Source organism: Nonomuraea mesophila, from assembly GCF_004352805.1.
Taxonomy (GTDB): Bacteria; Actinomycetota; Actinomycetes; order Streptosporangiales; family Streptosporangiaceae; genus Nonomuraea; species Nonomuraea longispora.
The window spans coordinates 1-20,896 of sequence record NZ_SMLD01000163.1 but is presented as its reverse complement, the minus strand read 5'-3'; the positions used below and the strand labels follow the sequence as shown (position 1 = coordinate 20,896).

The following is a 20,896-nucleotide window of genomic DNA, read 5'->3' as shown; positions in this document are numbered from 1 at the left end:
CGGCACCGTCACATGCGTATAAGAGACAGGAGCCGTACGAGCCGTACGAGCCGTACGAGCCCGGTGAGTCCGGTGAGTACGTCGAGCAGCGGCTGCTCGAGATCAGGGAGATGTCCAACCAGGCCATCGGCTCCATCGACGACCTGCTCCAGCACACTGCCTGAAGTGTGCCCCCATCGAGCGATATCTGATCTTTGAGGAGAGTCATGCAGGATCTGTCGCGACCGGAGCTGAGGTCGCGTGACGTCGGGGGACACCAGCCTCGCTCCCTGGCGGGCATCGAGACGCCGCGCACGCTCGACGAGGTACGCGCCCTCGTACGCCAGGCCATGACGGCCAGGCGCCGCCTCTACCCGATCAGCACCGGCAGGAACTGGGGCATGGGCTCGGCCATGCCGGTCACGGACGACAACCTGGTCGTCGACCTCAGCGGGATGAACCGCGTACGCAGCCTCGACCTGGAGGCCGGCTTCGCGGTCATCGAGCCGGGAGTGACCCAGGCGCAGCTCGCCGAGGTGCTGCGCGACACGCCGTGGATGCTGAACGTCACCGCGTCGTGCGCCGACACCTCCGTGATCGGCAACGCGCTCGACCGCGGCGACGGCTGCATCCGCTCCCGCGTGCACGACGTCGCCGGGATCGAGGCCGTGCTGGCCGACGGCAGCGTCGTCACCACCGGCGGGCTGGACCCCGCGGGGCGCTACCACGGCCGCGTCGCCGGCCCCGACCTGACGTCCTCGTTCGTCCAGCACAACCTGGGCGTCGTCACCGCCATGGCCGTCGCGCTCGTGCCGCGCCCGCAGACCATCGCCCTCGTGCACGGCCGCATCCCGCGCGACCAGGTCGGCACCGCGGTCGGCGCGATGACCGGGTTCCTGCGCCGCGGCAACCCGGCCGAGGGGCTGATGCGGGTGCGCGAGCTGTCGCTCACGCCGAGCCACGGCGACTGGGTGCTGCCCGCGGGCGTCGACCCCGGCCTGTTCACCATCCTCGGGCCGCTCATGGGCAGCGACGCCACCGTCGAACTGGCCGAGGAGCTGCTGCGCAAGGCGCTGATCGAGGTGGAGGGCGCCGAGGCGCTGCGCGTGGTCGACGCCGCCGAGGTGGACCCCGGCGACCCGCTCTACGCCAGAGCGCTCATGTCGCAGGGCATACCCACCTGCCTGGGCGTGCACAACGCGCTCGGCGTGACCTCCTGCGACCAGATAGACGAGGGCCCGATGGGCTTCCTCGCGCTGCTGCCGCTCATGCCGATGCACGCGCGGAAGACCGAGCACGTCCTGGCCGCGCTGCAGACGGCGGTCGACGCCCACGCCACCGCCCTCATGGTCGAGTGGAACCTGGTCAGCAGGCACATGGCCAACGGGGTCATGCAGATCTTCTTCGAACGCGGGGCGCCCGACGCCGCGCACCGGGCGCACCAGCTCCGCAACGACGGCAGCTGCGTCCTGCGGGCCAACGGCTGCGCCATCTACCGCTCCGACATCGACCACGCGGCCGCCGACGTCTGGTCCGAGACCAGCACCGCCAGCCTCGGCATGCTGCACCGCCTCAAGACGGCGCTCGACCCCGACGGCCTGCTCTCGCCCGGCCGGTACGGCGCCTGACCCCCACCCGTCCGGCTCCGCCGTCCGCACAGCCGGAGTGTGCCAGGCGGCGGGGCGACCCACGATCGACAGCGAAGATGGAGGGACCACGTGCGTTCGTCACCAGCGGCCGTCCGGGGATCGAGCACGGCCGGCGCAGACCGCCGACACGGCGTGATGCTGCGGCTGGTCGGTGCGGGTGTCATGTTGACGGTGATGGCCGACACCACGGCCACCACCCTGGCAGTCGGAGTGCTGCGGTACACGCCCGCCGGCGCGGGCATGCCGCTCGGTGACCTGGTCTGGCTGACCAGCGCGGCGTTCATCCCGATCGCGGCGCTGCTGGCCACCGCGGGCCGGTGGGCCGACCTGTTCGGCCGCCGGCGGGTGCTGGCCGTCGGCCTCGTCGTGTTCGTGCTGGGCGGCATCGCCGCCGTCGCCGTGGAGCCCTGGTCGTACGTGCTGGCGGCGCGGGCGGTCCAGGGCGCGGGAGCGGCCGCGATGATCCCCGCCAGCCTGGGACTGCTGCTGGGAGAGCTGCCGGAATCGGAACGGCGCGGCGCGATCGCGTTGTGGAGCTCCGCGTCCGGCCTCGGCTGCCTGCTCATGCAGGCGGGCGGCGGCTGGCTGGCCGCCTCCGTCGGCTGGCGGGCGCTGTTCATCCCCGACGTCGTCATCGGCATCGCGCTGCTGATCGCCTGCGCCTGGCTCCCGTCCGGCAAGAGGTCCGGCACCAAGGGCGTCCCCGACGTGCTGGGCGCCTGGCTGCTCGCCGGCGGCATCGCGGTCGTCGTGCTGGCCATCTCCAAGGCGATGGCCTGGGGCATGGGCGTCCTGTGGCTGACGCTCGCCGCGGTCGCCCTGCTGGGCGGCGCGCTCGCGCAGGCCAGGCGCCACCGGCTCCCGGCGATCGACCTGGCCCTGTGGCGGCGGCCCCGCTTCGTCTGGGGCTGGCTGGCGACCTGGGGCTTCGGCGCGCTGTCGTACGGGCTGCTGACCGTGCAGCCGCTCTACCTGCTGCACCTCGGCTACCCCATGCTGGAGGTGGCCATGTGGCTCACGCCCACGTCGGTGGCCGTCGTCGTGTCGAGCTTCCTGGCCGGACGGCTCGTCAGGCGCATCGGCCCCTACGGGCTGATCTACGCCGGCTCGCTGCTCTGCGGCGGCGCCTGCGTGCTCGTGCTGGTGCAGTCGGGGCCCACCGTGTGGGGCCTGATCGCCAGCGTCGTGGTCGGGGTCGGCGTCGGCGCGCTCGCCCCCGGCACCTCCGTCGCCACGACCCTCGCCGCCAGCCCCCACCAGTACGCCTCCGCCGTCGGCTCGGCCACCATGGCCCGCATGGTCGGCGGGGCCGTGGGGGTCGCCGTGGTGTCGATCGTCATCGACCACCCCTTCATGACCGGCCCCTTCGCCGGCCTGGCGGGCGCGCTCGCTCTGTGCGTGGCCATCTCCGTGCTGATCGGCGCGCTGGCCCTCACCAAGATCACCAAGACGCGGCCCGACCCGGGCGACGTCATGGTCAAGGTGCCGCGCAAGCTCCTGCTCGAACTGCGCATGACCCTCGCCACCGTCGCGGCGGAGGCGGACGCGCTGCTGCCAGTCGAGACCCGCACACCGCCCACGACCACCCCACCGGCGCCTCAGCAGGGTCCCCCCGTGGACACCCCGATGGGCCGGGTCCCGCTGCCGCGGGCGGCCGAGACAGGCCCGCTCGCCGCTACTCGCGGGCGTACGAACTAGTTCAACCATTCAGAAGGGCTCTCGTCATGGCAACCACATCGTGCGACGTGGCCATCGTCGGCGCCGGACTCGGCGGCTGCTTCCTCGCCCTGTTACTGGGCCGCCGCGGGCAGCACGTCGTCGTCATCGAGCAGGGACCCTCGGTCCCGAGCGCGGGCGCCGACTTCCTCAAGCCCCCCGGCCGGCGCGTGCTCGCCCGGCACGGGCTGGCCGACCTCGTCGAACGCCATGGCCTCAGGCGTGACACCATCCGCTACTACCACGACGGCGACCCCATCAGTGAGTGCCGCTTCCCCGACGACGGCTTCGTCATCCGCCCCTACCGCGAACTGGTCGAGCTCATCTACACCTCCTGCGTCATGGAGGGCGTCGAGTTCCGGTTCGACACGGGCATCGACGACATCGTGACCGGCGACGGCCGGGTGGAGGAGCTGACGCTCTCCGACGGCCGCACGCTCAGGGCCGGCGTCGTGATCGGCGCCGACGGCACCAAGTCCGCCGTACGCAGGGCGCTCGACATCGAGCAGCAGACGATGCCGTACGAGCGGCTGCTGATGCGGGTGGCCACCGTGCCGCTGACCGCCAGCGTCGCCCGGCTCAACCGGCTCTACTTCAGCTCCGAGGGCTGGCTCGCCTACTTCTACCCGCTCGACAAGGACCGGGCCAGGGTGTTCGTCGGCCTGCCGCCCGAGGACGACAAGGAGATCTTCCAGGACGGCATCCCGCTCCTCATCGACACGCTGAAGAGGTTCGTCACCGACAGCTCGGACGCCTTCAACGTCCTGCAGCCCGCCACCTGGCAGCGGATCAAGGTGTCATCGCTGCGCGTGGCCGGCTACCACAAGGGCAACGCCGCGCTCCTCGGCTCGGCCGCCTTCGCCTGCCACCCGATGACGGGCATGGGCATGAGCTACACGCTGCACGACGCCGAGATCCTGGCCGACGTCATCTGCGCGGCCGGCGGCGACGGCGACCTGCTCGACCGGCTCCTCTACGCCCGCTACGAACCCCGCAGGCACGCCCACAGGGAGCTGATCGACTACGGTGACGCGCTGGCCGCCACCTTCCGCGACCGGGCCGCCTACCTCTCGGCCTTCCGCCCCGACCTGCACGTCCACGGCGACGCCGCCGCGCCCGAGGAGGTGCCGGCCCTGCAACCGATCTGAGCAGCCGATCCGAGCTCCTCCGATGAGCCGGGCGTTCCCCGCCGCCCGCCCCACCGTCCGCAGGTGACGGCAGCCCATGCCCCGGCGGCGGGGACGCCGTCCGGCGTCCGGGGTAGGGCCTGCCCCACCCCCAGGACGGGTGACAGCGGGGTCACACCAGGCCGGGTTGTCAGCGATGCTGTAGGTGATCCCCGTACGACGCATCAGCATCGGAGAAGACTTTGACTGTGGTGGACACGTCCCGTGCCCGGCCATCAGGCGAGCGAGGAAGCGACTTCGCCAGGCTGTCGCGCCGTATCGCGCAGGAGGGCCTGCTGAAGAAGCGGCCGGGCTACTACGCGGCCAGGATCACCCTGGTCGCCGGCCTGTTCGCGGCGAGCTGGGCGCTGTTCGCCTGGGTCGGCGACTCGTGGTGGCAGCTGGCCGTCGCCGTCCTCATGGCCGCGGCGTTCGGGCAGGTCACCCTGCTGGCCCACGACCTGGCGCACGGGCAGATCTCCCGTTCGCGGCGCACCAGCAGGATCGCCGGGCTGATCACCGGCAACCTCGCCATCGGGCTCAGCTACGGCTGGTGGATGGACAAGCACACCCGCCACCACGCCAACCCCAACCACGAGGACCACGACCCCGACGTCGCGCCCGACTTCCTCGTCTGGTCGGAGAGGCAGGCCGAGGCCAGCCGCGGGCTGCCCAGGTTCGTGGGACGCTGGCAGGCGTTCCTGTTCTTCCCGCTGCTCACCCTCGAAGGGCTCAACCTCAAGGTGTCGAGCTTCCGCGCGCTGCGCAGGAAGTCGCTGAAGAACAGGACGCTCGAAGGGCTGCTGCTGAGCGCCCACGTGCTGGCCTACGCCGGCGTGCTGTTCCTCGTGCTGCCGCCCGGCCTGGCGCTGGCCTTCCTCGCCGTGCACCAGGCCTGCTACGGCGTCTACCTGGGCTGCACGTTCGCGCCCAACCACAAGGGCATGCCGGTGCTCACCGCCGAGGACGAGCTCGACTTCCTCCGGCGCCAGGTGCTGACCTCGCGCAACGTGCGCGGCGGCCGCCTGGTCAACACCGCGCTCGGCGGCCTGAACTACCAGATCGAGCACCACCTGTTCCCGAGCATGCCCAGCGCGAACCTGCGCAGGGCGCAGCCCATCGTCAGGGAATACTGCGAGTCGCTCGGCATCGACTACGTCGAGTGCGGCCTGTTCCGGTCGTGGGGGCAGGCGCTGCGCCACCTGCACGCGGTGGGCCGGCAACTGCGCGGAGCCGCCGCGACGTGACGGCCCCGTGAGGCGTCCGGCACGTGAGGGGCGCGACCGTGAGCCGCAGGGCGGCGGAGAGCGGGACCGGGCGGGCTCTGTGTAAGGATGGCGGCTGTGCCCCTTCCGTCGTCGTCCCTTCCGTCGTCGGCCGCGCTCCCGGCGGCGTCCGGGCTGCGGCTCGCGCGCGCCGTCGTGTTCGCGGCCGTCTGCGGCGCGATCTCGGCGGGCGGGCACGCGCTGGCGGGCGGCGGGCCGGTGCCGCTGCCGGTCTACGGCGCCGCGGTGCTCGCGGCGCTCGGCCTGGCCTACCTGATCGACGGGCGCGAACGCGGTCCCGTCGCCGTGCTCGCCGCGACCGCCGGCACCCAGCTGCTGTTCCATCAGCTCTTCGACCGGCTGGCGCCCCCTCCCGCGCCGGAGTTCGCGCACGCGCACCCGGGGCCCGGCATGGCGCTCGTCCATCTCACGGTGGCGGCGCTGACGGCGTGGTGGCTGCACCGCGGCGAACGCGCGTTGTGGCTCATGATCCGCCTGTACGCCGCGCCGCCGCCGGTCATCGGGCTGCTCGTCATCGCCCCCGTGGAGGTCGCCCTGCCGTCGTGGCGGCCGGCCACCCCCGTCCTCCCCGCGTACGCGGGAGAGATCGTCTCAGGAACGGCCAGCAGACGCGGCCCGCCCCGGGAGCACCAGCGTTCGCGCTGACGCTCGCCGCCCTGCCAGCATCCTGGACGCCGGCGCCACGGGCGCGGCCGTCCGGGGCACCTATCCGGAGACCTGTCATGACATTCCCGACCCTCACCATCCGCGCGCCCCGCATCCGCGAGGCGGTGCTCGCGGCGCTCGCCTGCCTGCTCGTCCTCGCCCTCCCCGCCGCGCCGGCCCACGCCCACGACAAGCTCAAGAGCAGCTCGCCCGCCAAGGACGCCGAGGTGTCCTCGGTCGAGGAGATCGAGCTCGAATTCACCGCGAGCGTCAAGTTCCCGTTCGTCGTGCTGCACGACGAGGCCGGCGGGCAGGTCACGCTCGGCGAGCCGGAGACCGACGGGCCGAAGGTGTCCGCCGCCGTGCCCGAGCCGCTCGCGCCCGGCTCGTACGTGATCGCCTGGCGGGTCGTCTCCTCCGACGGCCACCCCATCGAGGGGGAGATCCCCTTCACCGTGAAGGGCGAGGCCGCCTCCTCCGCCCCGGCCTCGCCGGACCCCGCCGCGTCCGCGCCCGCCTCCGACGCGCCCGCCACTGCGAGCGCGCAGGACGACGCCGCCTCGACGGCCGCCTCCTCCGAGACGGAGTCGTCCGGCGTGCCCGTCTGGATCTGGGTCGCGCTGGCGGTGCTCGTCGTGCTCGGCGCGGTCGTCGGGCTCAGGGCCGCGCGCCGGCGTCCCGAGGGAGAGGAGCCGGGTGCTCAATGAGCAGGCCCGGCAGATCGCCGGCCGGTGGGTGCAGACGGAGGGCGCCGCGCTGCCCGGGTTCGGCGGGGCGTTCCTGACCGGGTCGGTGTTGTGGGGCGACCCGCGCGCCGAACTCGGCCCGGCGTCCGACGTCGACGTCATGCTGATCGCCGGCCCCGGAGTCAGGCCGGGCAAGTTCGCCTACGAGGGGGCGCTGCTCGAGGTCTCCTCCATGCCCCGCATCGGGTCCGCGGACGACGTCCTGGCCGACTACCACCTGGCCGGCAGCTTCCACCTGCCGTGCGTGCTGGCCGACCCGACGGGGCGCCTCAGCGCGATCCAGCGGGTCGTCGCCCGCGACTTCGCCGTGCGAGCGTGGACGACGGTCCGCTGCGCGGGCGCGATGGACCGCGTGCGCGCGTTCCTCGGCGGCATGGACCCGTCGGCGCCACTGCCCGACCAGGTCACCGGCTGGTTGTTCGGCACCGGGGTCACCACGCACGTGCTGCTGGTGGCCGGGCTGCACAACCCGACGATCCGCCGGCGGTACGCGGCTGTGCGCGACCTGCTCGCCACCCACGGCCGCCTGGACGTCCACGAGACCCTGCTCGACTGGCTCGGCTGCGCCCACCTCGACGCCGCCAGGGTCGAGCGGCACCTGGCCGCGCTGGAGACGGTGTTCGACGTCGCCGCGGCCGTGCGGGCGCCCGCGTACCGTTTCGACTCCGACATCTCCGCCGTGGCCAGGCCCGTCGCCATCGACGGCAGCCGCGAGCTCATCGCACGCGGGCTGCACAGGGAGGCGGTCTTCTGGATCGCCGCCACCTACGCGCGGTGCCTGGCCAAGCGGGCCGCGGCGGGGGAGCGGGGGCACGAGGACGGGCTGCTGGACCTGCTCGCTGACCTGGGCGCGGAGACGTACGCCGACCGCCGGCGGCGCGCCGACCGCGTGCTCGCCGGGCTGCCCGGCCTGTGGGAGACGGCCATGTCGCTGTGCTGACACCCGCACCCAGGTGGCGGAAGGACCCAGGCGGTCACCGGCCGTCGAGACGGTCGACGGCCTCGCCGTAGATCCCGGGACTGCGGTCCACCTGGTCGATGAAGTCGCCCGGAAAACCCAGCTCGAAGCCGACCGCGGACTCCAGCCGCCGCGTCCTGCGCGTTGTAGCGTCCGGACAACACCCCCTGCGCGAGCACCCCCCACGCCGCCACGCTCATCCCGTAGGCCCGCGCCATCGGCAGCAGCTCCCGCTCCACGTCACGCGAGAGCAGGCTGTACGGCGCCTGCAACCCGGCGAACGGCGTCCACCCCCGCCACTCGGCCAGCGTGTTGTCCCGGCTCGCCACCACCGTCGTCGGAGATGCCGACGTAGAGCACCTTGCCCGCGCTGACCACGTCGTCCAGCGCCCGCATCGTCTCCTCGATGGGGGTGTGCCGGCAGACGTGCACCCAGAGCAGGTCGACGTAGTCGTCATGCGCACCACCCTGCCGGAACGCGCGCCGTCGAGGGACACCGTGGCGGGACTGGCCCTCCCGGGGCCACGATGTGACCGGCTGACCCGCTCCCGCCGCCGGTCAGGCTCGGACGTCCAGCCCCATCGCGGTGGCCACGACCGTGGCCTGGAACGGGTCGATGATCGCGCCGGCCAGCGTGACCGTGCGCGGGTCGAACGTGCTGAGGTCGCTGCCGCGCAGATCGCACTTCGTCAGGTCGGCTCCGCGCAGCGACGCCCCCGTCAGGTCGGCCCGCCGCAGCTCCGCCCGCTCCAGCCGGGAGCCCGCCAGGTCTGCCTCGCGCAGCCGGGTGCCGTCGAAGGAGCAGCCCCGCAGGTCGGCCCCGGCCAGGCCGGTGTAGGACCAGTCGCCGCCCTCGACCTTCAGCAGGCCGTACGTGCAGCCGTCGAACACGCTCCCGATCAGCCGGCACCCCGTGAACGTGGCGTCGAAGAGCGAGCACCGCGTGAACGTGCAGTTGAGGAAGCTCGCGTCGGTGTGCTCCGACACGTTGAACCGCACGTTGCTGAAGTGGCACTCCTCGAACGACGAGCCGCGGTCGACGAGCTCCGTCATGTCCACGTCCTGGAACAGCACCCGGAAGTGGCTCTCGCCGGAGATCTCGAGCGTGTCCCAGTCCGTGGACCAGACCGTCTTCTCTGTGGGATGGGCCATGCGAACAAGCTAGCGGGTCAGGCCCGCTTCGCGATGGCGGTGATGAGCGGCTGCACGGCCTTGGCCGCCAGGGGCCCGAACGCGGCGAGGATGAGCACGTACGCCGCCGCCAGCGCCCCCAGGTCGGGGTGCGCCCCCGCGCCGACCGCGAGACCGGCGATGACGATGTTGAACTCACCGCGGGGGACGAGCGCGATGCCCGCTCGTGCCTGACCGGCCCTGGCGATGCCCGCCCGTTTCGCCGCGTACATGCCGGTGACGACCTTCGTGATCATGCTGACCAGGGCCAGCAGCGCCGCCAGCCCGGCCACCGGCAGGATCTTCGCCGGGTCGGTCTGGAAACCGAAGAACACGAAGAACACTGCGGCGAACAGGTCGCGCAGCGGCGCCAGCAGCGCCTGCGCGTCCTCGGCCAGCTCGCCGGAGAGCGCGATGCCCACCAGGAAGGCGCCGACCGCCGCCGAGACCTGCAGCTGCTGGGCGAGGCCGGCGACCAGCAGGGCCAGGCCGACGACCTTCAGCAATAACACCTCGGAGTTGGGGCTGGACACGAACGCCTCGATGAAGCGCCCGAAGCGCAGCGCCACCACCAGCACGATGCTGACCGTGAGCAGCGCGATGCCCACCGAGACGGCCCCGCTCACCAGGCTCAGCCCGGCCAGCATGGTCGTCAGGACCGGCAGGTAGACCGCCATCGTGAGGTCTTCGAACACCAGCAGCGACAGGACCGTCGGCGTCTCCCGGTTACCGATCCACCCGAGGTCCGACAGCACCTTCGCGGTGATGCCCGACGAGGTGGCGTAGGTGACGCCGGCCATGGCCACCGCCGCGACCGGGCCCCAGCCCAGCAGCAGTGCGAGGATCGCGCCCGGCGCCGCGTTGAGCACCAGGTCGACGATGCCCGCGCGGGCATTGCTCGTGAGGCTGGTGACCAGCTCGTCGGCGTTGTACTCCAGACCCAGCGTCAGCAGCAGCAGGACGACGCCCAGCTCCGCGCCGATGGAGATGAACTCTTCGCTGGTGGCCAGCGGCAGCACGCCGCCCGTGCCGAACGCCAGCCCGGCGATCAAATAGAGGGGGATGGGGGAGATGCCGCCGCGCAAGGCCAGCGCGCCCAACACTCCAAGACCCAGTAGTACTGCTCCGAACTCCAGGAATAGGATCGCGGTTTCGTGCACCCGCGGCCCTACCCTTCTGCCAAAATGCCGGCGACCTCGGCCGTGGTGTCCTCACTGCCGACGACGACCACGACGTCACCGACGGCGAAGGTGAAATCGGGTCCAGGACTGGCGAACACCTTGCCGCCGCGCACGACGGCCACGATGGAGGCGCTGGTACGCGTGCGCACCCGCGCGTCCCCCATGGGGCGTTCCACGTACGGGGAGTCCGCCGGTATCGGCAACTGAACGCTGACCAGGCCTTCGACCTGTTCGTGCAACTGGTTGAGACGCTGCACGATGCGCGGCGCCCCCAGAAGCTCGGCCAGGGTGTCCGCCTCCTCGTCGTTGAGCTTGACCGTGTGGCAGACGGCGTCGGGATCCTCTTTGTCGTAGATCACGAGGTCCCTGCGCCCGGTGCGGTGGGACACGATGCCGACCCGCTGTCCTTTGCGCGTCGTGAAATCGTGCCGTAGACCGATGCCGGGCAGTGCTGTTTGTTCGACCTCCACCTGTCCCACCTGTTCAGATCCGCATTTTTCCGGACAACCCTACCAATGCATTACCCGCGTTATACACGCGCTTACCGATCCACCCGGCCACACCTCCGCTCGCCGGTCCAGGGCCGGTCCAGAGCGCTCCAGGGCCGGTCAGAGGCCGCTTCGCCGCCGGTCGCGCCCCCCGTCGCACCCGAAATGGTGACTCGTGGGAGACTGCTCAACGGCGCAACGTGACGAGAACGCGTCCAGCGGACGGCCCACCGGCCGCACGAGACCCCCGAGAGCAGAGGCATGGGCAGCAAGGAGGCGCAGCCTTACCACGTGGACACCCGGTTGCCGGAGGAGATGGGCAGCATCACGGCATCGCGGCAGATCATCGGTGAGGCCCTGGCCGAGCGCGGCTACCAAGGGCAGCACGAGGACGTTCTCCTGGTGGTGTCGGAGCTGGTCACCAACGCGCTCGTGCACGGTGACGGCCCGCCCTCGCTGCGCATGCGGGCGGACGCGTCGAGCGTGCGGATCGAGGTCAGCGACGCCGGCGCCGAACTGCCCAGGCCCCGCGAGCCGGGCCCCGGCGACGGCTGGGGGCTGCACGTGGTCAGGCTGCTGTCCACCGGCTGGGGCATCGCGCCGGTCGAGGACGGCAAGACGGTGTGGTGCGAACTCACCGCCGGTTTCACCCGAATCCGCCCAGCAGAAATCTGATCTCGTCAGGCCGTGGCCCGTCGCGGTGGGTGACTCAAGGTTCGCCCTGTGGCGTTCCGGGGCCGGTGGTGGGCTGCTCGCTGATCAGGGCGAGGGCCTCGCGGGCGATCTCCCACTCCTCGTCCGTGGGGATGACGAGCACGGCCACCTCGGCGCCAGGCGGTGACACCGCGCGCTCGCCCTCCGGGCCGGCCCGGTTGAGCGCCGGGTCGACGGTGATGCCGAGGCGGTCCAGCCCGGCCAGCGACTCGGCGCGGGTGGCGGCGTCGTGCTCCCCGACCCCGCCGGTGAACACGATCGCGTCCACCCGGCCCAGCAGCGCGTAGTAGGCGCCGACGTACTTGCGGACGCGCCTGGTGTAGACCTCGAGGGCCAGCCGGGCCTCGTCGTCGTCGCGGGCGCGCACCTCGCGCATGTCGCCGCTGCCGGTGAGGCCGAGCAGCCCGCCCTGGCGGCCGAGCGCCTCCTCCACCTGCTCGGCGTCCATCCCGTCCACCCGGGCGAGGTAGCCGCCGATCGCCGGGTCGACGTCGCCCGCGCGGGTGCCCATGACCAGGCCCTCCAGCGGGGTCAGCCCCATGGAGGTGTCGACGCTGCGCCCGCTGGAGACGGCGGTCGCGCTGGCGCCGTTGCCCAGGTGCAGCACGATGAGGTGGAGCCCGGCCAGGTCGCGGCCGAGCAGGGCGGCGGCGCGGCGCGAGACGTAGGCGCACGAGGTGCCGTGGAAGCCGAAGCGCCGCACGCCCAGCCGCTCGCGCCAGGCGCGCGGCACCGCGTACGTGTACGCGGCGGGCGGCAGCGCGAGCTGGAAGGCGGTGTCGAACACGGCCACCTGGGGCACGCCGGGGAACGCCGAGCGCGCGACCCGGATTCCGGTCAGGTTGACCGGGTTGTGCAGGGGCGCGAGCGGCGCGAGCCGCTCGATGGCGGCGATCACGGCGTCGTCGATGAGCACGGCCTCGGTGAACGTGGTGCCGCCGTGCACGACCCGGTGCCCCACGGCGACCGGGTTCAGCTCGGGCCCGGCCGTCCGGAACGCCTCCATGACCGCGTCGAGCCCTTCGGCATGCCCGGGGAAACGGGCCCGCCGCTCGTAGGGCGGCCCGTCACCCGCGTGGTGCGTCAGACGTCCCTCGTCCTCGCCGATGCGCTCGACCAGGCCCCTCGCGGGGCGCTCGCGGGTGCGGACGTCGATGAGCTCGTACTTGATGGACGAGGAGCCGGTGTTCAGGACGAGGATGCGGCCGGCCACGTCCACGACCTTATGTCGGCGGGGTCCTCGCCGTGCTCGCGCGTGTGGGCGCGGGCGCGCAGCCGTTCGTCGCTCATGTGCTGGCGCAGGTGCGCCTGGGTGGCGCCGAGCCCGGGCACCCGGTCGATGACGTCCATGACCAGGTGGTAGCGGTCGATGTCGTTGAGCATGCACATGTCGAAGGGGGTGGTGGTGGTGCCCTCCTCCTTGTATCCGCGTACGTGGATGTTGTCGTGGCCGTGGCGCCGGTAGGTGAGCTGGTGGATGAGCGAGGGGTAGCCGTGGAAGTTGAAGATCACCGGTCGGTTCGTCGTGAAGAGCGTGTCGAACTCGGCGTCCGGCAGACCGTGCGGGTGTTCCGACTGCGGCTGGAGGCGCATGAGGTCGACGACGTTGACCACGCGTACCTTCAGGTCGGGCAGGTGCTCGCGCAGCAGCGCGGCGGCGGCGAGCGTCTCCAGGGTGGGTACGTCGCCCGCGCAGGCGAGCACCACGTCCGGCTCGGCCCCCTGGTCGGAGGAGGCCCAGGGCAGGATGCCGAGGCCGCGCGTGGAGTGGGCGATGGCCTCGTCCATGGTGAACAGGTCGAGTACGGGCTGCTTGCCGGCGACGATGACGTTGACGTAGTCGCGCGAGCGCAGGCAGTGGTCGCCGACGGACAGCAGCGTGTTGGCGTCCGGCGGCAGGTAGACGCGGACCACGGACGCCTTCTTGTTGACGACGACGTCGAGGAAGCCGGGGTCCTGGTGGCTGAAGCCGTTGTGGTCCTGGCGCCACACGTGTGACGACAGCAGGTACGTCAGCGACGCGACCGGCCGCCGCCACGGGATCTTCTGCGACGACTCCAGCCACTTGGCGTGCTGGTTGAACATGGAGTCGACGATGTGGATGAAGGCCTCGTAACAGTTGAACAGCCCGTGGCGGCCGGTCAGCAGATAGCCCTCCAGCCAGCCCTGGCACAGGTGCTCGCTCAGCACCTCCATGACGCGCCCGCCGGTGCCGAGGTTCTCGTCGGTGGGCAGCAGCTCGGCGTCCCAGGCCCGGTCGGTCACCTCGAACACCTCCTGCAGCCGGTTGGAGGCGGTCTCGTCCGGGCCCATCAGCCGGAACGTGTGCGGATTCCCGGCGATCACGTCGCGCAGCAGCCCGCCGAACACCCGCGTCGGCTCGGTCTCCTGCACGGCGGGCGACTTGACCTCGACCGCGTGGGTGCGGAAGTCCGGCAGCCGCAGCGGCTCCAGCAGCTCGCCGCCGTTGGCGTGCGGGTTGGCGCTCATCCTGCGCGGGCCGGCCGGCACGGTGTCCGCGACCTTCGCGGCCGGGCGCCCGCCGGCGTCGAACAGCTCCTCGGGACGGTAGGAGCGCATCCACTCCTCCAGCATGGCGAGGTGCGAAGGGTTTTCGCGCACCTTCGGCAGCGGCACCTGGTGGGCCCGCCAGGTGCCCTCGACGGGCTTGCCGTCGACCTCGCGCGGCCCGGTCCACCCCTTCGGCGTACGCAGGATGATCATGGGCAGGCGGTCGGCGTCGCCCGCCTTGTACGCCGCCATCTCCTCCCAGGCGGTGTCGAGCGTGCCCGCCATCTCGGCGTGGTCGGGGCCGACCAGGTGGGGGCGGTATCCGTACCCCTCCATGAGTTTGATCAGCTCGGGCTCGGGGATGCGGGCGAGCACGGTCGGGTTGGCGATCTTGTATCCGTTCAGGTGCAGGATGGGCAGCACCACGCCGTCGCGGCGGCGGTCGGCGAACTTGTTGGCGTGCCAGCCGGCGGACAGCGGGCCGGTCTCGGCCTCGCCGTCGCCGATGACGCAGGCCACGACCAGGTCCGGGTTGTCGAAGGCGGCGCCATGGGCGTGCGCGAGCGAATAGCCCAGCTCACCCCCTTCATGAATGGACCCGGGCGTCTCGGGCGCGACGTGGCTGGGCACGCCACCGGGGAAGGAGAACTGGCGGAACAACCGCCGCATGCCGGCGACGTCCTGCGAGACGTCGGGGTAGCGCTCGGAGTAGGAACCCTCCAGCCAGGCGTGCGCGACGGCCGCCGGGCCGCCGTGACCGGGACCGGCGATGTAGATCACGTCCTGGTCGCGTTCCTTGATCACCCGGTTGAGGTGGGCGAAGCAGAAGTTCAGCCCCGGCGTGGTGCCCCAGTGGCCGAGCAGGCGCGGCTTGATGTGCTCCGGCCGCAGCGGCTCGCTCAGCAGCGGATTGTCCAGCAGGTAGATCTGCCCGACGGACAGATAGTTGGCCGCCCGCCAGTACGCGTCGATGTGCTCCATGCTCCTGCTGCTTCCTCCGTAGAGCGAGCTGAATCCCCTTCTCGCCCGGCAAGGTGCGCGACGGGCGCAAAGGATCTCCTCCGCCACGCGCGGAATCAGCGCCGGGGGGTACGTGGTTACGGGACGATGGTGATCGGTTTGGCGACGCGAGGAGGAAGAGCGTGAACGGCGACATCACCCGGAGCCAGGAGTGGGCGGCCCTCGGCAAGCACCACGGCGAGCTGGCGGGCACACGGCTGCGCGAGCTGTTCGCGGACGACCCGGGCCGCGCCGAGCGCATGACGGCGACCGCCGGCGACCTCTACCTCGACTACTCCAAGCACCGCGCCACGAGCGAGACGATCGGCCTGCTGCTGGCCCTGGCCGAGCGGGCCGGGCTGCGCGAGCGGATCGCGGCCATGTTCGGCGGCGAGCACATCAACGTCAGCGAGGACCGCGCCGTGCTGCACGTCGCGCTGCGCATGCCGCGTGAGACGCGGCTGGTGGTCGACGGCCAGGACGTCGTGGCCGACGTGCACGCCGTGCTCGACAAGATGAGCGCCTTCTCCGACCGGATCCGGTCGCAGGAATGGAAGGGCGCCACCGGCAGGCCCATCGAGACCGTCGTCAACATCGGCATCGGCGGCTCCGACCTGGGCCCCGCCATGGCCTACGAAGCGCTGCGCGACTACGCCGACGCGGGCATCGCGGCCAGGTTCGTCTCCAACATCGACCCGGCCGACATCACCGGCAACCTCGCCGGCCTCGACCCCGCGACCACGCTGTTCGTGATCAGCTCCAAGACGTTCACCACGCTCGAGACGCTGACCAACGCCAGGGTCGCGCGCCGCTGGCTGGTCGACGCGCTGGGCGAGGAGGCGGTGTCGCGCCACTTCGTCGCCGTCTCCACCAACGCCGCGAAGGTCGCCGAGTTCGGCATCGACACCGACAACATGTTCGGCTTCTGGGACTGGGTGGGCGGCCGCTACTCCTACGACGGCGCCATCGGCCTCTCCCTGATGATCGCGATCGGGCCCGAGCGGTTCCGCGAGATGCTGGCCGGCTTCCACACCATCGACGAGCACTTCCGCACGGCGCCGTTCGAGGCCAACCTGCCGGTGCTGATGGCCCTGCTCGGGGTCTGGTACAACGACTTCTTCGGCGCCGAGACCCGGGCCGTGCTGCCCTACAGCCAGCGGCTGCACCGCTTCCCCGCCTACCTGCAGCAGCTCACGATGGAGTCCAACGGCAAGTCCGTGCGCGCCGACGGCACCCCCGTGACCGCCGAGACCGGTGAGATCTTCTGGGGCGAGCCCGGAACCAACGGCCAGCACGCCTTCTACCAGCTGCTCCACCAGGGCACCCGGCTGGTGCCCGCCGACTTCATCGGCTTCGCCGAGCCCTTCGAGGACCGCCAGGGCATGCACGACCAGCTCGTCGCCAACCTGCTCGCGCAGACCTCGGCGCTGGCCTTCGGCAAGACGGCCGAGGAGATCGCGGGCGAGGGCACCGCGCCCGGGATCGTCCCCCACAAGGTGATGCCGGGCAACCGGCCCACCTCCACGATCCTGGTGCCCAAGCTGACCCCGTCCACGCTGGGCCAGCTCGTCGCCCTCTACGAGCACATCGTCTTCGTCGAAGGCACGATCTGGGGCGTCGACTCCTTCGACCAGTGGGGTGTCGAGCTGGGCAAGAAGATGGCGCTCGACCTGGAGCCCGCGCTCACCTCCGCCGAGCCGCCGGAGCCGGGCGCGGCCACGCTGCCCGACCCCTCCACCGAGCGGCTCGTGCGCCGCTACCGCGAGCTGCGGGGCCGCCGCGCCTGAGCCGGCTCCTACAGTGGACGCCATGACCTCTATGACGCAGTTCGTCGCCTTCGGTGGGGTGGTGCTGCTCGGCGCGATGTCGCCCGGCCCCGACTTCGCGGTCGTCGTACGCCGCTCGGCCGTCTCCGGGCGCGGGCACGGCATGGCCGCGGCGACGGGGATCTCCGTGGGCGTCTTCGTGTGGGTGGTGGCCGCGGCCACCGGCGTCGCGGCGCTGCTGGCCGCCTCGGCCATGGCGTTCACCGTGGTGAAGATGGCCGGCGCCGCCTACCTGCTGCACCTCGGGGTCAAGGCGCTGCGCGCCGCCCTGCGCGGGGGCGGTCACCTGGCGCTCGACGTACCGGACCCAGGAGGGCACGGCGCGTGGGCGGCGTTCGCCGAGGGGCTGCTCACCAACGTGCTCAACCCCAAGGCCGCCCTGTTCTTCGTGGCCCTCATGCCCCAGTTCGTCAGCTCCGGAGCCTCGCCGGCGGACACCCTGGTGCTGTCGGTGATCGCGCTGGCGGGCACGGTCGCGTGGTTCCTGGTGGTGGCCACCATCGTGGGGACGCTCCGCAAGGTCTTCGCCAGGCCCGCCGTACGCAGGACCGTGGACGGCCTGACGGGCGCCGCCCTGATCGCCCTCGGCGTCAAGCTGGCCACCTCCGGCCGCCCCTAGCTAGAGCCGCACCGGTGACGTCGAGCGGCGGGAGACGACGACGTACGCCAGGCTGACGACCACGAAGAACGGGACGCCCGCCCACCACGCGGGCCGCAGCGAGTCGATGAACAACGTCGAGACGAGCACTGCGGCGAGGAAGAGCATCACGAGCCCCGACGTGGCGGGCGCGCCCCACAGCCGCACCGGCGACGGCGGCAGCCCCTGCGCGGCGCGGGTGCGCCGGAAGGCGTAGTGGGTCATGAGGATCAGCAGCCACACGACCAGCGCCCCGAACACCGACACGCCGAACAACGCCAGGTACGCCCCGCTCTCGCTGGCCGCCGAGACGATCGCGGCGAGCGCGAGGCCGAGCGCCGACAGGGCGAGCGCGTTGCGCGGCACGCCGGCGGCGCTGAGCCGTCCGGTCCAGGCGGGGGCGTACCTGTTGGCGGCGAGCGAGTGCATCATCCTGGTGGTCAGGTAGAGGTTCGTGTTGGCGCTGGACAGCGCGGCGGTCAGCACGACGAAGTTCATGACGGTCGCCGCGGCCGGGATGCCGGCGGCGGAGAAGACCGTGACGAACGGGCTCTCGTTCACGGAGCCGCCCTGGGCGGTCGCGGTCCACGGCACGACGGTGAGCACGATCGCGATGGCCAGCACGTAGAAGAGGGCGAGCCGGGTGACCATGCGGCGGGCGGCGCGCGGGATGTCGCGTACGGGGTTCTCCGACTCGGCGGCGGTGACGGAGACGATCTCGGTGCCGATGTAGCTGAACAACACGAACACCATGGCCAGGAACAGCCCGCTCATCCCGTTGGGCAGGAACCCGTCGTGCGCGGTGAGGTTCGAGACGCCGGTGGCCTCCGCGCCGGGCAGGCCCAGGGTGATGAGCAGCACGCCGAGCAGGATGAACACGATGATCGCCATCACCTTGATCATCGCGAACCAGTACTCGACCTCGCCGAACAGCTTGACCGCGGCGGTGTTCACGACGAGCACCACGGCCGAGAAGACGGTCACGGGCAGCCACAACGGCAGCGACGGCCACCAGAACTGCACGTAGATCCCGGCCGCGATGACCTCGCCGCCGATGGCGATCACCTGGATCGTCCAGTACGTCCAGCGCACCACGAACCCGGCCCACGGGCCGAGGTAGCGGTGCGCGATGACCCCGAAGGCGCCCGCCTCGGGGTGCACGACGACCATCTCGGCCAGCGACCAGCCGATGACCAGGGCGACGCCCGCGCAGATGATGTAGGCCACGATGGTCGCGGGGCCGGCCTGGGAGATCGCCAGGCTGGAGCCGAGGAAGAGCCCGGTGCCGATCGCGCCGCCCAGCCCGATCATGGTGAGCTGGCGCCCGGTCAGCCTGCGTCGCAATCCGGAAGCGTTGTCCACGAGAGACCTTTCGGGGGTGATCAGGCCCGGCGGCAGGCGCTGATGGCTTCGACGGCCGCGTCCACGTCGGACCGGTCGTTGTAGTAGTGCAAGGACAGCCGTAGCAGGTCGCCCCGCGGCGCGGTCCAGATGCGGCGCTCGGCCAGCCTGGCCGCCAGCCGGGCCGGGGCGTCGTCGGCGATGGCGACCTGCGGGCCGCGGGCCCCCGCCGGGCTCGCCACCCGCTCGCCGGCCGCCGCCAGCCGCTGCGCCAGCTCCTCGACCAGGGCGGACACGTGCTCGTCCACGGCGGCCGGGTCGACCCGTTCGATGAGGTCGAACCCGGCGTTGGCCGCGTAGGCGGACGGGATGGGCGGCGTGCCGGTCTCGAACCGGCGGGCGTCCTCGGGGAAGTCGAGCAGCCGGGGGTCGAAGGCGAACGGGTCGGTGCGGCCGAACCAGCCCGTGAGCTCGGGCTCGCGCTGCTGCTCCATGCCGCCGCGTACGTAGAGGAACGCGATGCCGGGCAGGCCGAGCAGGTATTTGAGCGACCCGGCCGCCAGGTAGTCGCAGCCGAGCCGTTTCACGTCGATCGGGGTGACGCCGGCGCCCTGGTAGGCGTCCACGAACACCCGCGCGCCCTTGTCGTGCGCCAGGCGTACGACGTCCTCGACCGGGAGGCGGGCGCCGTTGCGGTAGGTGTGCAGCGGCACCGACACCAGGTTGACGCTCTCGTCGACGACCTGCTCGTACGCCTCGGCCGGGACGTACTCGCCGGTGTCGGCGGCCACCCGTACCGTGGCGCCGCGCCCGCGCTGGGCCAGCCAGACGTGCGCGATCGACGGGAACTCCAGGTCGGTGGTGACGATGCCGGGGCGGCGCGACCAGTCGAGGGACGAGGCGGCCTGGAAGGCCGCCTCGGAGGCGCACGACAGCACGGCCACCTCGCCGGGCTCGGCGCCGATGAGCCGGGCGAACCGCTCCCTGGCCCGGCCGACCTCCGCCATCCACACCTCCCACGGTGCGCCTCTGTCCCGCAGCGTGTGGCCGATCTCCTGCAGCGCGTACGCCAGCCGCGACGACAGGGCGCCCTGGCTGCAGCTCGCCAGGTGCACGGAGTCGGCCAGGGAGGGGAACTCGGCCCGGAACTGTGTGGCGTTCAGCAGATGCGACATTTCGGGCACCTTATCCGGCCAGATTTAACCAGGTCAATATACCTTCAATGGGATTAACGTCGATAGGATCTGCACGTGATAGGCGCCAGGATCCGTGAGCTGCGCACCGGACGCGGGCTGACCCTGGCCCAGCTGGCCGCGGAGGCGGGCGTGTCCAGCGGGCTGATCAGCCAGGTCGAACGCGGCCTGGCCGACCCCAGCCTGGAAACGCTCAGGAAGATCGCGAAGGTGCTGGACCTGCCGCTGTTCAGCCTCTTCCAGGAACCGGACGCGGCCGCGGTCGCCGTGGTCAGGCGCGACGGGCGGATGCTGGTCAGGTCGCCCGCGGGCGGGATCACCTACACCCGCGTGTCACCCGGGCACGGACGGCTGGAGGTGCTGGAAGGGCACCTGCTGCCCGGCGGGTCGTCGGCCGCCGAGCCGTGGACGCACCCGTCCGAGGAGTGCGTGCTCGTGCTGCGGGGACGGCTCGTCGTCGAGGTGTCCGGGGTGGAGCATGTGCTGGAGGCGGGGGACAGCTGCTACTTCGACTCCTCGTTGCCGCACCGCTATCTCAACACCGGTGACGAGCCGGTCGACTTCATGATCGTCGCCACCCCGCCCAGCTACTGAGGCCGGGTCACTGGGGCCGGGTCACTGAGGTCGGGTCACTGGGGCCGGTCGCCGGGGTTGGGTCGCTGGGGTTGGGCCCTGTCTCTTATACACACCT

The 20,896-nt window shown here is 71.8% G+C and carries 19 protein-coding genes and 1 pseudogene; 11 read left to right on the top strand and 9 right to left on the bottom strand.

Annotated elements, in window-relative coordinates; genetic code table 11:
- Window positions 1–206 precede the first annotated feature (206 nt).
- The 7 genes from E1295_RS38725 (at window position 207) to E1295_RS38695 (ending at window position 8,127) form a co-directional block, all read left to right on the top strand.
- The gene (locus E1295_RS38725; RefSeq protein WP_132638686.1) at window positions 207–1,607 is read left to right on the top strand and encodes an FAD-binding oxidoreductase; all 1,401 of its coding nucleotides are present in this window, start codon (window positions 207–209) and stop codon (window positions 1,605–1,607) included.
- Window positions 1,608–1,802: 195 nt separating this feature from the next.
- On the top strand, window positions 1,803–3,326 hold the full coding sequence (locus tag E1295_RS38720; RefSeq protein ID WP_166427633.1) for an MFS transporter: 1,524 nt from the start codon (window positions 1,803–1,805) through the stop codon (window positions 3,324–3,326).
- 26 nt (window positions 3,327–3,352) lie between these two features.
- Window positions 3,353–4,492: an FAD-dependent monooxygenase gene (locus tag E1295_RS38715; RefSeq protein ID WP_166427632.1), complete on the top strand. Its 1,140-nt coding sequence runs from the start codon at window positions 3,353–3,355 to the stop codon at window positions 4,490–4,492.
- A 230-nt stretch (window positions 4,493–4,722) separates the two neighbouring features.
- Window positions 4,723–5,757 carry a fatty acid desaturase family protein gene (locus tag E1295_RS38710; protein ID WP_132638680.1) on the top strand — a complete coding sequence of 345 codons (1,035 nt, stop codon included), beginning with the start codon at window positions 4,723–4,725 and terminating at the stop codon, window positions 5,755–5,757.
- A 96-nt stretch (window positions 5,758–5,853) separates the two neighbouring features.
- The gene (locus tag E1295_RS38705) at window positions 5,854–6,441 is read left to right on the top strand and encodes a hypothetical protein (RefSeq protein WP_132638678.1); all 588 of its coding nucleotides are present in this window, start codon (window positions 5,854–5,856) and stop codon (window positions 6,439–6,441) included.
- Between the two features lie 77 nt (window positions 6,442–6,518).
- Entirely contained in the window at window positions 6,519–7,148 is a 630-nt protein-coding gene (locus E1295_RS38700; protein WP_132638676.1) for a copper resistance CopC family protein, read from the top strand.
- On the top strand, window positions 7,138–8,127 hold the full coding sequence (locus tag E1295_RS38695) for a hypothetical protein (protein ID WP_132638674.1): 990 nt from the start codon (window positions 7,138–7,140) through the stop codon (window positions 8,125–8,127). Before E1295_RS38700 ends, E1295_RS38695 begins: the two co-directional genes overlap by 11 nt.
- A 209-nt stretch (window positions 8,128–8,336) precedes the next feature.
- On the opposite strand, the pseudogene E1295_RS52275 reads toward E1295_RS38695, so the two are convergent.
- From E1295_RS52275 to E1295_RS38675, 5 genes and pseudogenes are all read right to left on the bottom strand, one after another.
- Window positions 8,337–8,384: pseudogene (locus E1295_RS52275) on the bottom strand (hypothetical protein); the annotation flags it as partial.
- Window position 8,385: 1 nt separating this feature from the next.
- Window positions 8,386–8,577 carry a hypothetical protein gene (locus tag E1295_RS52270; RefSeq protein WP_342775945.1) on the bottom strand — a complete coding sequence of 64 codons (192 nt, stop codon included), beginning with the start codon at window positions 8,575–8,577 and terminating at the stop codon, window positions 8,386–8,388.
- A 126-nt stretch (window positions 8,578–8,703) separates the two neighbouring features.
- Window positions 8,704–9,297, bottom strand: coding sequence for a pentapeptide repeat-containing protein (locus E1295_RS38685; RefSeq protein ID WP_132638672.1), 594 nt, complete (start codon window positions 9,295–9,297; stop codon window positions 8,704–8,706).
- Between the two features lie 17 nt (window positions 9,298–9,314).
- Complete coding sequence (locus E1295_RS38680; RefSeq protein WP_132638670.1) at window positions 9,315–10,475, bottom strand: cation:proton antiporter; 1,161 nt, start codon at window positions 10,473–10,475, stop codon at window positions 9,315–9,317.
- An 8-nt stretch (window positions 10,476–10,483) separates the two neighbouring features.
- Complete coding sequence (locus E1295_RS38675; protein ID WP_132638668.1) at window positions 10,484–10,966, bottom strand: cation:proton antiporter regulatory subunit; 483 nt, start codon at window positions 10,964–10,966, stop codon at window positions 10,484–10,486.
- A gap of 279 nt (window positions 10,967–11,245) precedes the next feature.
- Here E1295_RS38675 and E1295_RS38670 point away from each other — a divergent pair, with 279 nt between their 5' ends.
- The gene (locus tag E1295_RS38670) at window positions 11,246–11,659 is read left to right on the top strand and encodes an ATP-binding protein (RefSeq protein ID WP_132638666.1); all 414 of its coding nucleotides are present in this window, start codon (window positions 11,246–11,248) and stop codon (window positions 11,657–11,659) included.
- 34 nt (window positions 11,660–11,693) lie between these two features.
- Here the strand turns inward: E1295_RS38670 and E1295_RS38665 are convergent, their stop codons facing one another.
- Window positions 11,694–12,911: an acetate/propionate family kinase gene (locus tag E1295_RS38665; protein ID WP_181958110.1), complete on the bottom strand. Its 1,218-nt coding sequence runs from the start codon at window positions 12,909–12,911 to the stop codon at window positions 11,694–11,696.
- A complete protein-coding gene (locus E1295_RS38660; RefSeq protein ID WP_132638662.1) occupies window positions 12,887–15,190 on the bottom strand; it encodes a phosphoketolase family protein in 2,304 nt (767 codons plus the stop codon). The genes E1295_RS38665 and E1295_RS38660 overlap by 25 nt, the downstream gene beginning before the upstream one ends.
- A gap of 161 nt (window positions 15,191–15,351) precedes the next feature.
- Here E1295_RS38660 and pgi point away from each other — a divergent pair, with 161 nt between their 5' ends.
- Both pgi and E1295_RS38650 read left to right on the top strand, forming a co-directional pair.
- The gene (gene pgi, locus E1295_RS38655; RefSeq protein ID WP_132638660.1) at window positions 15,352–16,995 is read left to right on the top strand and encodes a glucose-6-phosphate isomerase; all 1,644 of its coding nucleotides are present in this window, start codon (window positions 15,352–15,354) and stop codon (window positions 16,993–16,995) included.
- A gap of 22 nt (window positions 16,996–17,017) precedes the next feature.
- Window positions 17,018–17,653 carry a LysE family translocator gene (locus tag E1295_RS38650; protein ID WP_132638658.1) on the top strand — a complete coding sequence of 212 codons (636 nt, stop codon included), beginning with the start codon at window positions 17,018–17,020 and terminating at the stop codon, window positions 17,651–17,653.
- Here E1295_RS38650 and E1295_RS38645 read toward each other — a convergent pair whose 3' ends face one another.
- Window positions 17,654–19,033, bottom strand: coding sequence for an amino acid permease (locus tag E1295_RS38645; RefSeq protein ID WP_220449107.1), 1,380 nt, complete (start codon window positions 19,031–19,033; stop codon window positions 17,654–17,656).
- Between the two features lie 20 nt (window positions 19,034–19,053).
- Window positions 19,054–20,187 carry an aminotransferase class V-fold PLP-dependent enzyme gene (locus tag E1295_RS38640; RefSeq protein ID WP_132638656.1) on the bottom strand — a complete coding sequence of 378 codons (1,134 nt, stop codon included), beginning with the start codon at window positions 20,185–20,187 and terminating at the stop codon, window positions 19,054–19,056.
- A 75-nt stretch (window positions 20,188–20,262) separates the two neighbouring features.
- Between E1295_RS38640 and E1295_RS38635 the strand changes: the two genes are divergently transcribed.
- The gene (locus E1295_RS38635; protein ID WP_132638654.1) at window positions 20,263–20,799 is read left to right on the top strand and encodes a helix-turn-helix domain-containing protein; all 537 of its coding nucleotides are present in this window, start codon (window positions 20,263–20,265) and stop codon (window positions 20,797–20,799) included.
- Window positions 20,800–20,896: the final 97 nt, after the last annotated feature.

What these genes read in the sequence shown, in the direction of transcription:
- E1295_RS38725 (WP_132638686.1), top strand. Translation starts at nt 207, where the DNA reads ATGCAGGATCTGTCGCGACCGGAGCTGAGGTCGCGTGACGTCGGGGGA.
- E1295_RS38720 (WP_166427633.1), top strand. Translation starts at nt 1,803, where the DNA reads ATGGCCGACACCACGGCCACCACCCTGGCAGTCGGAGTGCTGCGGTAC.
- E1295_RS38715 (WP_166427632.1), top strand. Translation starts at nt 3,353, where the DNA reads ATGGCAACCACATCGTGCGACGTGGCCATCGTCGGCGCCGGACTCGGC.
- E1295_RS38700 (WP_132638676.1), top strand. Translation starts at nt 6,519, where the DNA reads ATGACATTCCCGACCCTCACCATCCGCGCGCCCCGCATCCGCGAGGCG.
- E1295_RS38685 (WP_132638672.1), bottom strand. Translation starts at nt 9,297, where the DNA reads ATGGCCCATCCCACAGAGAAGACGGTCTGGTCCACGGACTGGGACACG.
- E1295_RS38670 (WP_132638666.1), top strand. Translation starts at nt 11,246, where the DNA reads ATGGGCAGCAAGGAGGCGCAGCCTTACCACGTGGACACCCGGTTGCCG.
- E1295_RS38660 (WP_132638662.1), bottom strand. Translation starts at nt 15,190, where the DNA reads ATGGAGCACATCGACGCGTACTGGCGGGCGGCCAACTATCTGTCCGTC.
- E1295_RS38650 (WP_132638658.1), top strand. Translation starts at nt 17,018, where the DNA reads ATGACCTCTATGACGCAGTTCGTCGCCTTCGGTGGGGTGGTGCTGCTC.
- E1295_RS38640 (WP_132638656.1), bottom strand. Translation starts at nt 20,187, where the DNA reads ATGTCGCATCTGCTGAACGCCACACAGTTCCGGGCCGAGTTCCCCTCC.